The 16,155-nt window shown below is 45.6% G+C and carries 13 protein-coding genes; 3 read left to right on the top strand and 10 right to left on the bottom strand.

What is annotated here, in order from left to right:
* Nucleotides 1-106 precede the first annotated feature (106 nt).
* The gene (locus tag UCH003_RS04925; RefSeq protein WP_041963307.1) at nt 107-1,183 is read left to right on the top strand and encodes a CNNM domain-containing protein; all 1,077 of its coding nucleotides are present in this window, start codon (nt 107-109) and stop codon (nt 1,181-1,183) included.
* 13 nt (nt 1,184-1,196) lie between these two features.
* On the opposite strand, the gene UCH003_RS04920 is transcribed toward UCH003_RS04925, so the two are convergent.
* The 10 genes from UCH003_RS04920 to UCH003_RS04875 form a co-directional block, all read right to left on the bottom strand.
* Nucleotides 1,197-1,775, bottom strand: coding sequence for a histidine phosphatase family protein (locus UCH003_RS04920; protein WP_060825658.1), 579 nt, complete (start codon nt 1,773-1,775; stop codon nt 1,197-1,199).
* Entirely contained in the window at nt 1,768-2,874 is a 1,107-nt protein-coding gene (locus UCH003_RS04915; RefSeq protein ID WP_060825657.1) for a DVU_1551 family NTP transferase, read from the bottom strand. Before UCH003_RS04915 ends, UCH003_RS04920 begins: the two co-directional genes overlap by 8 nt.
* 2 nt (nt 2,875-2,876) lie before the next feature.
* Nucleotides 2,877-3,911 carry an XdhC family aldehyde oxidoreductase maturation factor gene (locus tag UCH003_RS04910; RefSeq protein ID WP_060825656.1) on the bottom strand — a complete coding sequence of 345 codons (1,035 nt, stop codon included), beginning with the start codon at nt 3,909-3,911 and terminating at the stop codon, nt 2,877-2,879.
* Nucleotides 3,908-5,209, bottom strand: coding sequence for a DVU_1553 family AMP-dependent CoA ligase (locus tag UCH003_RS04905; RefSeq protein ID WP_060825655.1), 1,302 nt, complete (start codon nt 5,207-5,209; stop codon nt 3,908-3,910). The genes UCH003_RS04910 and UCH003_RS04905 overlap by 4 nt, the downstream gene beginning before the upstream one ends.
* A complete protein-coding gene (gene trsS / locus UCH003_RS04900) occupies nt 5,206-6,549 on the bottom strand; it encodes a radical SAM (seleno)protein TrsS (protein ID WP_060825654.1) in 1,344 nt (447 codons plus the stop codon). The genes UCH003_RS04905 and trsS overlap by 4 nt, the downstream gene beginning before the upstream one ends.
* A complete protein-coding gene (locus UCH003_RS04895; RefSeq protein ID WP_060825653.1) occupies nt 6,546-7,001 on the bottom strand; it encodes a DVU_1555 family C-GCAxxG-C-C protein in 456 nt (151 codons plus the stop codon). The genes trsS and UCH003_RS04895 overlap by 4 nt, the downstream gene beginning before the upstream one ends.
* Nucleotides 7,002-7,005: 4 nt before the next feature.
* Nucleotides 7,006-7,725, bottom strand: a complete 720-nt coding sequence (gene trsM / locus UCH003_RS04890) for a DVU_1556 family methyltransferase (protein WP_197653543.1) — start codon at nt 7,723-7,725, stop codon at nt 7,006-7,008.
* Nucleotides 7,726-7,932 (bottom strand): DVU_1557 family redox protein, encoded by a 207-nt coding sequence (locus UCH003_RS04885; protein WP_039672874.1) that lies wholly within the window; start codon nt 7,930-7,932, stop codon nt 7,726-7,728.
* 2 nt (nt 7,933-7,934) lie between these two features.
* Complete coding sequence (locus UCH003_RS04880) at nt 7,935-10,301, bottom strand: pyridine nucleotide-disulfide oxidoreductase/dicluster-binding protein (protein WP_060825652.1); 2,367 nt, start codon at nt 10,299-10,301, stop codon at nt 7,935-7,937.
* A gap of 81 nt (nt 10,302-10,382) precedes the next feature.
* Nucleotides 10,383-13,106, bottom strand: a complete 2,724-nt coding sequence (locus UCH003_RS04875; protein ID WP_060825651.1) for a molybdopterin-dependent aldehyde oxidoreductase — start codon at nt 13,104-13,106, stop codon at nt 10,383-10,385.
* Between the two features lie 469 nt (nt 13,107-13,575).
* Between UCH003_RS04875 and UCH003_RS04870 the strand changes: the two genes are divergently transcribed.
* Complete coding sequence (locus UCH003_RS04870) at nt 13,576-15,462, top strand: FIST N-terminal domain-containing protein (protein WP_060825650.1); 1,887 nt, start codon at nt 13,576-13,578, stop codon at nt 15,460-15,462.
* Complete coding sequence (locus UCH003_RS04865) at nt 15,459-16,127, top strand: response regulator transcription factor (protein WP_041963297.1); 669 nt, start codon at nt 15,459-15,461, stop codon at nt 16,125-16,127. The genes UCH003_RS04870 and UCH003_RS04865 overlap by 4 nt, the downstream gene beginning before the upstream one ends.
* The last annotated feature ends 28 nt before the right edge of the window (nt 16,128-16,155 follow it).

Below are 16,155 nucleotides of genomic sequence, written 5' to 3'. Positions count from 1 at the left end.
GTTTATGCTATAATACTTCCATCAATTATTTCATAAAGGAATTTCGTATGACCCCAAGCGACCCGGACTCGTGTAGCTTAACGTTTTTTGTTCTAGGAGCAATCCTATGACGCTACTGATTGTGTATCTCTCCCTTGCTCTTTTCATCTCCTTTCTTTGCTCCGTCCTTGAAGCGGTTCTGCTCTCAAGCACCAACTCTTATATCGAGACGCTTCCTAAAGAGACCAACGAAAACGCTATTGTGTTGCTCAAAGAGCTTAAAAACAACATCGATAAGCCTATCTCTTCGATTTTAACGTTCAATACCTTTGCCCATACGATGGGTGCGGCGGGCGTAGGAGCGCAAGCACAAATTTTATTCGGAGAGGAGTGGCAAACGGCGGTTGCTTTTGCCGTAACGTTACTGATTTTATACGTTTCCGAAATTATCCCTAAAACCTTCGGTGCTTTATACTGGAAAAAATTACTCATTCCTTCTGCGTATATGATCTCGTTTTTGATCACGATTACGACGCCTTTTACATGGGTTTCTTCGCTTTTGACGAACTATATTTCCCGCAATAAAAAACATCAAAGCAATTATTCGCGCGACGAGATTATGGCGGTTGTCGCCATGGGCGAAAAAGAGGGATCGATCTTAAGTAAAGAGAGCGATTTGATCGAAAATCTTTTAAAACTGAAAAACATTAAAGCCAAAGACATTATGACGCCAAGAAGCGTCGTGTTTGCACTGCCTGCGACCACCACCATCGAAGATGCGATCGAAGACGATCGCATGTACATTCACTCGCGTATTCCCATCTTCGGCGAAACGCTTGACGATGTCGTGGGTATCGTCTTTAATCAACGTATTTTAGAAGAGAGCGTGGAAGACCACGACTCGACGACCTTGGAGCAAATCTCGTATGAAGTGCATATGGTTTCCGAGAATTTACCCGTTCCCAACCTGATCGACCAATTCGTCAAACGTAAAACCCACCTTTTCGTGGTATTCGACAGCTACGGTCAAACCGCGGGCGTCGTTACGCTTGAAGATGCGATCGAGACACTTTTGGGTGTTGAAATCGTGGACGAGATGGACGAGGTTGAAGATATGCAGCTTTTTGCCAAAGATCGCAGTAAAAAGTTCCAAGACCGCATGAAAGTTGAGCGAAAAAAGCTCGAAAAAGCCAAAGTCGGCTAAACCGAGAGGTTTTTTAAAAACCTCTTGCGTACCGCCACGTTCCCTGATGCCTCGTTAAACGATTGACGCAGGCATAGGGTTGATCGATGCGCATCATCTCTTGAATCGGAAGGTTTAAGAGCGTTGAAAGCAGCACGCGATTGACCCCCGCATGCGCAACGATAATCACGCTCGAATGAATCGCTTCGTAGGTAATTGCGTCGAAAGCTTCTTTTGCCCTCAGAGCCACGGCGTGAAAATTTTCGCCGCAAGGCGGCGTAAAATATTCCAAATCTTCCCCTCTTTTCGCATACGATTCCGGATCGTGTGATCGAATCTCCGCCATCGTCTTATTTTCCCACGCTCCCATATCGATCTCGCGAAACGCTTCGACGATACGATACTCTTGCGAAATAATGTGCGCCGTTTTGACGCAACGTTTAAGAGGGCTGGTATAGACGGCGTCGATACGAATCGATTGAAACGCCTCGCGTAAAGCGTACGCTTGCTCGATACCTAAAGCATCGAGTCCAAGGTCGGTTTGCCCCAAATACCGCTTTTCGTCTCCGTTATCGATATGCCCGTGACGCAAGAGATACACCGTGTCAACCATAAGCAAAAACCTTACATGTACATTGTTCGATCTTAGCGATAATCATTTTAACGGCTTCCAAACGTTGGGCGATATGGCGTTGTGCTTCGAGATTTCCTTCGCATTTTTTCAGTGCCTTTTCAAAACGTTTTTCATACCCGCACACTTCTGTTTCGCACACCAGTTTATCGGCTAAAAACAATAACTCGTTCGCGCTTAACGGTGCTTTGCGATCCACCGTAATGTCCATATGTGTCGCGATCATATCGCCGATCGTTTCATAGCCCATGGCACACAGCTTTTCCGCACCGACCTTGGCATGATCTTTTTCTTGCCGTGCGATGTCGTGCAAATACGCCGCCGCTAAAAGTGCGTTTTTGTCAAACACGAGATGGCATAGTGAAATTTCGTTCAACAGTGCCAATACCGTTTTACCGACCGCTTCGCAATGTTTGATAATAGGTTCGGGAACGTCGTTTAAACGCATGATCGCCAAGCACTCCTCTTTGGTAGGAACGTTCATCGCATCGTAACGTAAAAGAGCAAAATAATCCTCTTTTTCGTCCATATCCATCAAAATCGATTGGTCGCATACGTCGACATGTAAAGCATCGTGCTCCAACGTTTCCAAAACGTTTTTCAAACCGCCCTCGCCTTTGCTTGAAAGAATCGCATTTTGATACTTTCGATCGATCAAAGGCGGATGACCTTTACGCCCTAAAAAGACCGGATAGACAACCCCTTTTTTTTCACGAACGTACGCCTCGTATAAACGCTCCAGCGTTTGCGTTTTAATGAGCGGAATATCCACGGGATTCATGTAAAACGCTTCTACGGTTTCGTCCATCGCTTTTATGCCCTTTTGAATCGAGCTAAACATCCCTTGATCGAACGCCTCATTGTAGACGATATGAACGTTATAGCCCCTAAGCGTTGCGATAATTTCTTCTTTTAAATATCCTACTACCACGTAAATATGCTCGATCCCAAACGTTTCATAGGTTTGAACGAGACGCTTGATCGCATTGGTTTTTTCAAAAGAGAGTAAGGGTTTAAAATCGTGCATTCTCGAAGAGTATCCCGCCGCGATAATTAAAGCGGCAACGGTATCTTTTGCCATGGTTACGCCCTTTTGACTAGCGTTAATTCGGCAACGATACTAATGGCGATCTCTTCGGGCGTTTGTGCATTGATGCTCACGCCGATCGGACAATGTACCGCATCGAGTTCTTGTTGCGAAAAGCCTTCGTGCAAGAGCAAATCGTACACGTAATTGCGTTTGGTCTTGCTACCGATCATACCGATGTACTTCGCATTCATGCGTAACGCTTGCTCCAACACGACTTTATCGACGCCGCGCGTTACGATAACGATGTAACTGTTCGGCGGAATGCCCACTGTTTGCGCTAAATCTTCATAGCTAGAGGAGACGACGTGAATTTCGTCGGCACTCGCAAAGCGCTCTTTATTGGCAAATGCTTCTCGATCGTCCAGCACGACGGTGTAAAAACCCAAACTTTTGGAAAGCAACGCGATTTGTTGGGAAACGTGCCCCGCACCGATAATGTAGAGCCGATCCATCGCGTAAAAAGGTTCGATCATATAACGGCTTTTACCGACGTAAAGGTGAAATTTAATCCGGTAAAAGTGTTCGCGAAGTTCTTTTGCGATGCTTTGAACTTCGTTATCGTCCGCACCGAAAAGCTCGTTTTGCGTGCATATCCATTTGTGCTTTCCGCCGATGCGTTTACTGCTTTGCGTAATATTCGTGATCATGATAAAATCAATGCCCGAAGCCTTAAGCTCTTGGGCTTTATGGTAAATATTGAACTGCGGAATATCCAAAGCGTCGATATGTTCCAAAAGCACGCTAACCTCTCCTCCGCACACCATGCCGGCGGCTTTTGCGTCTTCATCGGTCAATTCGATGTCTTCGATCGCACTGCGCTTACTTTGAAAAATTTCCGGAGCCAATCGTATCGCCATCGCTTCGAGCGTTCCTCCGCCTATCGTCCCTTCAATCGAGGAATCTTTGCGAATAACCATCTTCGTGCCCGCTTCTCTAGGGGCCGATCCGCTTTTGTGTAAAATGGTTGCCGTAACGATTTCGTGTTGTTCGTTTAAGCTCTCTATTATATGTTCGACAATCGTTTTCATCGCTTCGCTCCTTGTCTGCAATCGTGTATTTTTCGTTTAATCATACTTCGGGTTATTTTAGAAGATCTATCGTCTTCTTCGATTTCGATCTCAAAATCGAACTTCGATTGAAAACGTACATGTAACTCTTGTTTGAGGGCATTTTGAAAGGCCTTTGCATCCGTGTTTTTATCCAAAACCAAACGCACATGTAAGCGGTTAGGATCATAACATTCGACGCGATAATCCATGAGCGATTTGTATGCCAAAAAGATTTCGTCCAAATCTCTGAGCGTTATCTCGTGCCCTTCAACGCTTAAGGTATTTTCGATACGTCCGCGCACTTTTTCCATTCGACGCAAAAACGTACCGCACGCACAAGGCTCAACCAAAAAACGCGCCCTATCGCCCGTTTTGTAGCGAATAAGCGGCATTGCTTGGCGGTTTAAGGTTGTAAAAACGACTTCCCCGTACGTGCCGTCTTCAACGACTTTGCCCGTCATCGGATCGACGATTTCAAAATAAAGATCGTTTTCCCGTAAATGATAACCGCTCAAACAAGCGCACTCGACGCCTCCGCCATACCCCATCTCCGTCATACCGTAATGGTTAAAAACCTGACATGTACCGTTACGAGAAAGGCTTTTTACAAGCGCGTCGGCAACGTAATCCGTACTTAAAAGCACTTTTTTGATGTGCGTGTCAAACAGTTCTTTTTTCATGCGCGCAAGATACGATACTTGCATCGGAATTCCCACGATTGCGGTAATGCCGTTTTGAAAAATGCATGCCGCAGCGGCTTCGACATCGTCTAAAACGCCGTGAACGATGCACTCGATACCGCTTCGTTGAAGTGCTTTTTTCAACAAATCGCCGATACTTGCAAACGAAGGGCCTGGAAGCAAAACCATCACTTTATCGCGCTCGTCGACCAAACAACGCATGCCGTAATGAAAAAAATTGATCGTCGTTTCCAAATCTTCGTGCGTAAAAAAAAGACGCTTTTCATCGCCGGTCGTACCCGACGTATTTAAGGTCACGATGCGTTCGATCTCATGCGTAGGAACGCACAAAAAATCGTAAGCGTTGCGCCGAATATCATCAGGCGTCGTAAAAGCGATCGTTTCGAACGCTTTGAAAGAATCGATCGCATCTAAATCGATTTCGCCCAAACGTTCGCGATAAAAACGGCTCTTACTTTGGGCGTACCGAAGCGTTGTTTGCACTTTTTCGAGCTGGTACGCACGAAGGGCTTCTTGACTCGGCCGTGCAAGATGCATGCGTTCTTGGATCCAAGATTCAAGCGGCGTAACGTTCATGAAAGCCTCTTTACGTCGCGATATAAAGATTCGCCTCGGGTATTGGTCAGATTGTACATGCAAAAAGGAATCAACTTTCCCTCCGCGGTGGAGACGTGAATGCAACAATCCCGAATACGCTCTAAATTGACGTTCCACACGTCTTGAAACGCCATACCCGAAAGGCTAAAAGAGTTGTTTTGAATGGCACTAAGAATTTTGTCCCAATCGGAGAACGTTTCGCTTGGCGTCTGTTTTTGATACGACCAATTTCGTGCCACGAACGCTTTAGCTTTCGCGGCTCCGACTTCGGCTTTTTCGCTCTCTGGCGAACAACATGCCGCGCGTTTCGTTACGGGTTTTAACACTCCCTCTTCGATCAGAAAATTGCCGTTAAACGAACAAAGCGCATTTTCACATCCGGGAGGCTGTAGGCTCGCCAAAGAGATCATACCGTCGGTTTGTTCGCAAAGGGCATCCATCACTTCGGGTAGAGTGATACGATCTTCGTCTTTGGGAGGATTAGGAATCCGTCCGAAATAACTCACGGGCTGAAAATGCACGCCTCTGACGGCCGGAGAACGACCTATCGCAAAACGAACAATTTCACCGATATGGTGATCATTGATTTTCGGTACGATCGTCGGAACCAACACGACGCCGATACCGTATTTTTTGCAATTTTCGATGGCTTGGCATTTCACCTCAAAAAGCGCACGTCCTCGCAAATGTCGGTAAATCGCATCGTCGACGCCGTCAAATTGTAAAAAGACGGAGCTTAGCCCCGCCTCTTTAAGAGCTTTGACGTAAGCCTCGTCTTGCGCCAAGCGGATACCGTTGGTATTGAGTTGAATAAACGAAAAACCCGCTTCCCGCCCCATGCGAACAATCACGTCCAAATCGTTCCGTACGCTAGGCTCGCCTCCCGAGAGTTGGATATTGCACGCACCGGAAACTTTGAAAATACTCTCAAACTGAAAGCGCAACTGCTCTAAGCTCGGATCTTCGTTAGGCGCGTCCAAGGCATCGGCAAAGCAAAAACGGCACTTTAAATTGCAGCGTTTCGTCACTTCGATCAGTGCCGTACATGTATGTTGTCGGTGTGCACTGCACAGCCCGCAATCAAACGGGCATCCTTTTTCGATCGGCGTGATCGGATGGTTGATAAAAGCTCGCTCTTTGGTACGTACCCACTCGTGCATCGGTGTTTTACCGCGCCACACGATCGTCTCAAACGCTCCGTGCTCCAAACAAGTTTTGAGCATGAACGCTTTATCGTCTTCTTGAACGATAAAAGCCTCCACCGAGCGTAAGCAGATAGGACATAAACTTTGCGTATGCACCAAAGGGCTTAACGTCATGGCATCGACTCCCTATTGCCGTATTCGTAACCGTGCTCTTGTAAAATTTCGTATACTTTGACGTACGCTTTTTGGATCATTCCCGCGCAAATGGGCTTGTAGCTTTGATCGAGACCGTGAAAATCCCTCTCTCCGATAAGCACCGCACATTGGCTTGAGCCAAATTCCGTCGTAAACCACGTATGAAATTCGTCTAACATTGCTTTGAAATTCTCTTGGGTGCTCTCTTCTTCTTTGCCCTTAGCGCCGTACAATCCCAAAACGCCGATACCGCCGCTTAAAACGCCGCATGTTTGTTGCGTATCGGCGATTCCTCGGCACAACCCTTGTGCGGCGCGTATCAAATCGTCGTTTTCGATGCCCTCGTCTTCAAGCGCAAGCTTATACATGATTTGCGCACAGCAAAACCATGCCGAGGAAAGGCGAAATAATCGTAGCGATAAATCATCCATTGCTTTAGTCTCCTTTTTTCACGATCATTCTAAAATAGCCCGGTTTGCATTGCGTAATACGTTGGTCAAACGAACAAGACGTTTGTGCCGTCTTGTCTTCCATCGTTTTGCTCCAAAACGCACTCATCGAGCCATGCGAAAAGATGATTTTTACCATCAACTCTTTCAATAACCCACTGCAATCTTCAACCAACATCACATCAAAACCGGCACGTTGCAACGCCTGTTGCAACGATGCTAAATCGTGCATTCCCCGCATACACGAGGTAACGGAAAAGTTATCCATCGCCTTGAGGGCTTCGGGATTTTTTGCATACACGTCGTTTAGCACGAACCATCCTCCGTGCGCCAAAACGCGATAGATTTCGTCTAAGCTGCCTTGCAAATCATGCATTAACGACAAGGTACACTCGGCAAAAACGCACGTGAACGTTTCGTCGGCAAAGGGTAGATCATGCCCAAACCCTTGAACGAACGAAGCGAAAGGATTATTTCGGCGAGCTTTTTCGAGCAGTTTTTTGGAAGGATCGATGCCGACCGCCTTGATACCGTAAGCATGATACAAATACGAAACGGTCGCGCCCATACCGCATCCTACGTCCAAAATACGATCGCGTTTGCTCAAAGCGCAAAAGCGAACCGCTTCTTCGGTAAGCGTGAAGCCTCCGGGACGTAACGTATCGCCCGTGGCTTCTTGCATGTAAGGGCTTTCGTAGACGTTCACCTACTTATCCTCCAAACCTTTTTCGACTTCAAGCATTTTCCCCATTGCCAACTCGTCGCTAATAAAAACCATTTGACATGTAGGGCATTTGAGAAGATCGACTTCAAAATTACCGTCAAGATAACGTACTTTGACTTTTTGCGACACCAACGCTTGGCGGCATTTGTCGCATACCCACTCGGTTGTTGTATCGATGTGCTCGTTCATGTTCAGCCTTCCACGACTTCCATGCGGTGCATGTACGCGTCTTTAACCGTAATATCGCGTCCCGATTCTTCATAACGAACCCAATAAGTAACGTTTTGAATCCTAAGACGCGCAAGATAATCCGAACTCTTCGGATTGAAAAATCGCTCTTGATGCGAAAGAGAGTTTGCCACCACTTTTTCCACGTCGCCGAGCAAGATAAATCGTTTCTCCATCAATGCCGTGATCTCATCTGAAATATGCAGTGCAAAATCATACGTCGGATCCATCGCACCCTCCTCTTCTTCATTCCATATCTCTTTTAAGAGTTGTCGTTTCAAACGTTTGCGGTTGTTTTGACGATCCGAAAGCGTAGGCATTTTTTGAGGCGTCTCTTGGTTGATTTCGTTGGCGTAGATAATGTCTAAAATATGATAGGCCCTCTTGTTGCCCTTGACCAACATATCTTTACACATCGCGCAATAAACCAACACGTCCGGATCACTCTCACAGATTCGATCCGCCGCAAACTCCTCGGCTTGTTCGGGATTGGCGCAAGCAACCAAACCGCCGTAACCGCAACACTTCGTCTTCTCCTTGGAGTATTCGAGTTCTTGAACGCTGTACCCTAAAGTCTTGACGATATTGCGGATACTTTCGTGAATTTTGGGATTATCTCTTATTGCGCACGCATCGTGAATGCAAAGCTCGCGCTTGCCTTTTTTAATATCCACTTCGGGCAAACCGTACGTATCGAAAATTTCCCATAACGAAACGGTTTGAATCATCGGCAAATACTTGGCAAACGTAGAAGCACAACTCGAACACGCCAAAATAAACGTCGGACGACCCTCTGCTTCCCATGTTTGGCGTATCTTTTCGACGTTGTCGTGCATCAAATCCCCTCTTCCCGCCCAATCGGCAGGTGCGCCGCAACATCCTAAAAAGAGCCCGACGTCGCTCATAGCATCTTTTTCTTTAATCACTCCGACGAGATGTTTGTAAATCGAGCCGATATAATCGGTGTGCGTCGAGCTGAGTTGACATCCGGGATAAAAAAGATAGCCCGTTTTTCCCGAACCTTTGTACAAACCTCTCGCGTACGCCGAAAATGCAATCATCGGGTAGTAAAAAAGGTCTTTTGACGCCTCTTTGCTCGGCTGTTTACGAACCAACGAAAAATAGTCGCTTTGGCTAAATGCCATGTCTTTGAGTGCAAAATCATGCGCCGAAAGCGGCATTTTGTTGCGTTTGACCATACTTTCGCGCGTCGCATGGATAATATCCGCCATACCGATGCCCACGGGACAGACGGCTTTACACAAGCCGCACTCGGTACAAGAATTGATCATCAAATTTGCTCGACGCGTGCCTAAAACGATGCGTTCGTTATGGCAAATACTGCGGATATAACTATCGGGAGTGATGGAAAATCGTTGCATATGAACGCACGCTTTAATACAAGCGTCGCATTGGCATTTAAGACAACGACTCGCCTCTGCCGCCGCTTCGTCTTGAGAATAGATCGACGCGCTTAAAGGCACGCTTGCAAGCGGTGCGACCTGATCCGTCGCATAGTGCAATTTCGTCTCGAAAACGCCTTCGCGCTCCCTTGAAGCCAGCATCGAAGATTGGGTTATATAACGATCGATCGATACGGCGGCGCGCTTCCCGGAACTTGCCGATTCGATCATTAAAGCGTTTGGATTTTGAATGCCTCCGCCGATAAAGAGAGCTGAAATTTCCGATTGAAACGAGTGCGGATCGACGGTATAGGATTTGCTCCACGTGCGTGCACCTAAATAGATCGCATCGTACGTTTCCAAATAACGAGGTAAATCTTCTTCAAGCACTTCGACGCCATAATGCACCGCAATGCCTTTTTGCTCGATCATGCCGAGCTCTTCTTCAATTTCGCGCGCTTCCAAACCCTTGGAAACATACTCCCATAACCTTCCGCCTAAACGGTTCGACTTTTCAAAAAGAGCGACTTTATAGCCCTTTTTATCCAACTCGATTGCCGCGACGCATCCGCTTAATCCGCCGCCGATAACGGCGATATTGCCTTTGTTCTTAGGCAAAAGTAACGGTTTTTTAGGTGCGCTATAGCCAAAAGTAACCACGCTTTTTTCAAGTTCACCGATGCGGATACTTCCGCCCGCATGACTTCTAACGCATGCTTTTTCACAGGGATGATCGCAAATCTTTCCGATAAGCCGACTAAGAGGAATTTTACTTTCCATCATTTTATAGGCACCGGAAAAATTACCTTTTTCAACTTCAGATACAAATGCGATCACGTCCATATGAACTGGACATGATGCAACGCATACGGGAGGCTCTGAATGAATACATTGATTGCTAATTTCTAATAATTGATCTAAATCCATTCTTGATCTCCTCTTTATCGCGTTAAACACAAAGCTCAACAAGGCACGGTGTGCCTTGTTGAGGAATTTAGCGGCGATAGACTATTTTTTCAAAGCCGCTAGAACTTTCTCAGGACGTGCCGGTAAGTGTGTTACCCGTGCGCCGCACGCATTGTAAATGGCGTTGATAATCGCCGCGTGAGGAGCCGCAAGAGGCATTTCACCCGCACCCGAAGCACCTAAGAAGTTGTTCGGTCGTTGATACTCGGTGTACATTAACTCAATATTGTCCGGAACGTCTTTGATTTTAGGAATACCGCATCCGGTCAAGGTCGTATGTTTTTTCAAATCGTCGAAATCTTCCGTTAACGCCAAACCGATACCTTGTACCAATCCGCCGTACATTTGTCCGTCGACGACGAGTTTGTTGATGATCGTTCCGACGTCGGAAGCTAACATCATTTTCTCAACGTTCGTTTTACCCGTTGACGTATCGACTTCGACTTCGGCAACGCACACGCCGTACATGTAACCCGCAAACGGATTTCCTTGTCCGTCGGTCGGAGGCGTATCCGTACATGGAGCCGTCCATTTACCCATATATTTAAGTTCTCTTCCTTCGGCAACCATTTCATCATACGTTCGATACGTACCGTCCGGTTTTTTCAACGCTTCAAGTAAGTTGCGGCATGCAACAACCGTGGCATTACCGGTGACAAGGTTAGAACGACTACCGCCGGCTGGTCCGCTATTAGGTGTTTTGGTCATATCGTTAAGCACAAGATCGATTTGTTCCGGTCTAAGGTTCAACGGTTTGAGCGTTTCATGTGCATACGTCAATGTTCCGATATCCGCACCTTGACCGTGATCTTCCCATGAGTTACCTACCGCTACACCCGTTTTCGTAATTTCAGCCCATGCTTCAGAAGAGTCCGGACCGTCCAAACCGCATCCGTAGATATTCACGGAAACGCCCACGCCGTATTTTTTATTAGGAGCGGCGTTCGCATTTTTCTCTTTAGCCGTTTTTTTAGCTAACTCATAAACCGGTTTGGATTTTTCAAAGAGCTCTTCCAAACAATAAACGTCCGGTTGGCATCCCGTCGGTGTCGTATCGCCCGGTCTGTAGATATTTTTGTATCTAAATTCAAACGGATCCATACCGACTTTTTCCGCTAATTCATCAATCAACACTTCAGAAGGGAACATAATTTCAGGTGCGCCGTATCCACGGAATGCTGAACCCCAACCGTGGTTGGTACAAACGGTACGTCCGTTACCGCGAATGTTCGGGATCATATAACCCGCACCGCCGAATTGGAAACCGCGTTGCGTTAACAAGTCGCCGAATTCTGAGTATGGACCGTGATCGACGCTCCAATCAGACTCTAACGCCAAGATTTTACCCTCTTTATCGGCCGCCATTTTCATCGTCGTCCAGAAAGGTGAACGTTTACCCGTATAAGTGATTTGTTGTTTCATATTGAATTCAAGATAAACCGGTCTTCCCGTCGCCATCGTCGCAACGCCGAGCAAGCCTTCCATCGTCGGACTAAATTTATAACCGAACGTCGCACCCGTGTTGTTTTGAACAATATAAACGTTCTCGGCTTTCATACCCACACCCTCGGCAATCATCAAAGCGTGGAAGTGAAGCGCAATACTTTTTGAATGGATGATAAGTTTACCCTCATCGTCAACGTACGCAAAGCCGACATCCGGCTCAAGCGGTAAGTGCGGTTGGCGTTGTGTATAGAAACTGTCTTCAACGACATACGGAGCTTTTTCCATGATCGGAGCCGTCTCGGAACCTTTGCTGATATGGTTAGTAAAATAGACGTTTGGAGTACCGGGGTGAATTTCAATCGCATCGTCCGCCATCGCGTCAGGAGCATTCATATAAGCCGGTAAAACCTCTAATTCAACTTTGACTTTATCGACACCCGCATGTGCTGCTTTCTCGTTTTCTGCTAAAACGATTGCAATCGCATCGCCGTATTGGAAGATTTTGGTATCGTTCAAGATCGGTCTGTCCATACCGTCGCCTTTGTTGGTAGGGAACGCCAAACCGTTAATGCGGTTTGTTCCTTTGACGTCTTTATAGGTCAAAACGGCAACGACGCCCGGAACTTTTTTCGCTTCTTCGGTATCGATGGAGAGAATATTAGCATGAGAAACTTCGGCTTGAACGATTTTAGCATGTAAGGTATTTTCAGGAAGTTTAAGTCCTAAATCCGCACCGAAATCCCACGTACCCATAACTTTGGCAAGTGCGGAAGGACGGATAAATTCAGAACCGACTAAAGAAGCACCGTCTGGGAGTTGTTTCCAAATATCTTTGACTTGAATTTCGCCGCGCATTAATTTTGCTGCATCCATAACCGCATCGACCAAAGGAATGTATCCCGTACAACGGCAGAGGTTTTTATTTTTTTGGAACCAATCACGAACTTCTTCACGGGTAGGATTGACGTTTTGATCGAGAAGTGCTTTAGCCGAAACGATAAATCCGGGAGTACAATAACCGCATTGTGCCGCGCCGTGAACCATCCACGAAACTTGAAGCGGGTGAAGTTTGTCTTTCGTACCTACGCCTTCGATCGTAATGACTTCATCGTACTCTTCCAATTTTTTCATTTTTAAAAGACACGATCTGACGACCTTACCGTTATGAATAACACTACACGTACCGCATTCGCCGCTGTTACAACCTACTTTTGTACCGGTAAGTTTCAGTTGTTTTCGTAAGACGTCGGATAGTTTTTCTTCCATATCCGCAACCAACGTCGTTTTCACCCCGTTAATAATCAATGTTTTCTTTAACATGTTGTTTCCCCTTGTCAATAGAGTCTTTGCATTTTCCTTACATGTGAAGAATTATGCAAAAATCACATATTTGTATCCATAAGTTTTCTAAAAATCCGATCGATACGTTAACATGCTCTTTTTGCATATTAAATAGGATAGATAATTAAAAAACTCACCCGCGTTAAACCCGCCATATGCATATACATTTTACAATGTACATGTGATGTAGATGACTTTTTAACCTCCCGTAAGCTATGTTTTTTCTTAATCTTGTTTATTAAGTTTTGTTACTAAAGATCATATACTATGACTGTAGCATGAATATAGCAAAAAGGGCTATTTCACCCTCTTCCGGATAAAAAAATGACCGATGTGTGATATTGTGACAAGCAAAACCTTATCTTTTTCACTTTATAATGAGCGCGTTTATCTTCCAAAAGCCATCGGGTCATTTTAAGGTAATGAGGTAACGATAAGGAGACACGGATTGAAAACATACAATTTTTGCTATGAATCGGGTTCGCTCGATACTATTATCGATTTTACGCCTTTACGTCACGAACAGAATATTCTCGTACAGCTCTTTTGCGGGCAAGGGCAAGAAGTCCTGCAAAAGATGGTCGATCTCTTTGCCTCTGCTTTGCCGCAGGCGATCTGTATCGGAACGACGACTGATGGCGAAATTTACGGAGAGCGTATTACGACGCAACAAAGCGTTATCTCGATCAGCGTTTTTGAGCAGACGTTGCTGAAAACGGCGTATTCGCTCGATGACGACTCGTTTCAATGCGGTTATAAGTTGGCTTCCGATTTAATTACGCCGAACACGAAATTATTGATTCTTTTCTCCGACGGCACGCATATGAACGCCGAAGAGTTTCTAAAAGGCGTCGAAGCATACGATGCGACAATACCGATTTGCGGCGGTATGGCAGGCGATAACGGTAAGTTTGAACAAACGTTTATCTCCTCGCAAACGACCGTTTTAAGCAAAGGCGTCGTCGGCGTTTCGTTGAATTCCGACCGCTTACATGTCGCGACCGATTATAAATTCGACTGGAAACCCGTCGGACTCAAGCATACTATTACAAAGGCTCACAACAACCGCGTCTATAAGATAGACGATATGAAAGCCGCTTTTTTTTACGACAAATACCTCGGAGGTAAATTTTCCCGAATCGAATTTCCCCTTATTATGGAAAAAAACGGCATTATCATGGCACGCGCCGTGATTGCGAAACATGAAGACGAAAGCCTCAGCTTTAGCGGCAATTTAGAAGAAGGCGATCAAGTGCGAATCGGCTTTGGGGACGCGGAATCGCTGATGAAAGACCCCATAGAAGTTTTAAAAAATTTACATACGATTAACGTCGAAACGTTTTACGTCTTTTCCTGTATGGCACGCAGACGATTTATGCCGTTTTTAATTAAAATGGGGATTGGATCGTTTTCCAAAACGGCTCCCACATCGGGGTTTTTTACTTATTCGGAATTTTTTCACCACAACGGTCACAACAAACTGCTCAATCAAACGCTTACCGTCGTGGCGCTGAGCGAATCTTTAGAGCCCGCTTTTATCCCTATCCCCGATCAAGAAGAGACCAAAAAAAGTGCTCCTTATTCCAAAACGATTGAGTCGCTGACCCATTTGATCGAACAAAGCGCGCGCGATTACGATAAACAATCCAAGCGGCTTGAAAAACAGATGAATTACTCCAAAAACCTTCTCGCGTCGCACCGACAATTTTTGCGTTACACCGTTCACGAGATGAATACGCCCCTAAGCATCATCATGAGCAGTATCGAGCTACACGAAATGGAGTTTGGCAAAAGCGTTTATTTGGAAAATATCGAAGTTGCGGTCAAAAGCATCTTTTCAATGTACGACGATCTCAGTTACCTCATCAAACAAGACCAAATTCACTACGCCAAACGTCCGATCGATTTAGTCGATTACGTTCGTTGCCGCATCGATTTTTTCGCCCAAGTCGCCGATAAAGCCAAATCCGTTTTTTGTTTTGAAACCGATTGCGCGCAAGCACTCATCTTATTTAACGATACGAAATTACAACGTATTATCGACAATAATTTGACCAATGCTATCAAATATACGTTTGAAAACGAAAAAATCACGGTCGGTGTACATGTCAAAGAAGACGGTTATCTTTTCAGCATCGCATCGCATTCGCGCAAAATCCAAAAACCCGAAAAAGTCTTTGAAGAGTACTACCGCGAAGAGCAGGCGCAAGACGGTTTTGGGCTCGGACTCAATCTCGTTAAAAGAATCTGTAAGGAAGAAAATGTGAAAATCACGTTGCTCTCAGACGAGAACGTGACCTCTTTTTCATACCAATTTAAAATCGAGAACGCATGAAAATTTTACTGTTAGAAGACGATATTATCCTAAATGAATCGATCACGCAATACCTCACGACATCCGGACACGCGATCAAAGCCGTTCGAGACGGCAACGTTTGTTTGGGTATTTTGGAGAAAGAGAAGTTCGACTTGCTCATTTTCGATATTAACGTACCCAATATTGACGGATTAACGATTTTAGAGATATTGCATGCGCAAAAAAACGTCACACCCGTCATTTTTATCTCGACGCTCATCGATATCGAAGATATTTCCAAAGCGTTTGAGTTGGGCTGTTTTGATTACCTCAAAAAACCGTTTCACCTCAAAGAACTCAATCTTCGAATCGATCGCATCTCCAAAACCGCCAAAAAAGAGATGCATCATAAAAGACTCTCCGCCTCTTACAGTTTCGACTGCGACGCGATGACGCTCTACTTTCACGAAGAGCCCCAAGTGCTCTCCAAACGACAACTGCAAATCATCAAATTTTTAACCCACAATCGAGGATTTGTCTGTAGCTACGATATGTTCAGGGAAAACGTGTGGGAAGATTCCGATACGATCGTCGACGACGCAACGATCAGGGCGGAAATCAACCGCCTCAAAAACAACTTAAAAGAAGATTTTATCGTCAATATTCGAGGCATCGGCTATATGGTCAAAGTGCCTTCGATGTAACGGCAATCAACGCTTTTAACGCAATCCT

Origin of the sequence: Sulfurospirillum cavolei, from assembly GCF_001548055.1 — a bacterium.
Taxonomy (GTDB): domain Bacteria; phylum Campylobacterota; class Campylobacteria; order Campylobacterales; family Sulfurospirillaceae; genus Sulfurospirillum.
This window is presented reverse-complemented; position numbering and strand designations above follow the sequence as displayed.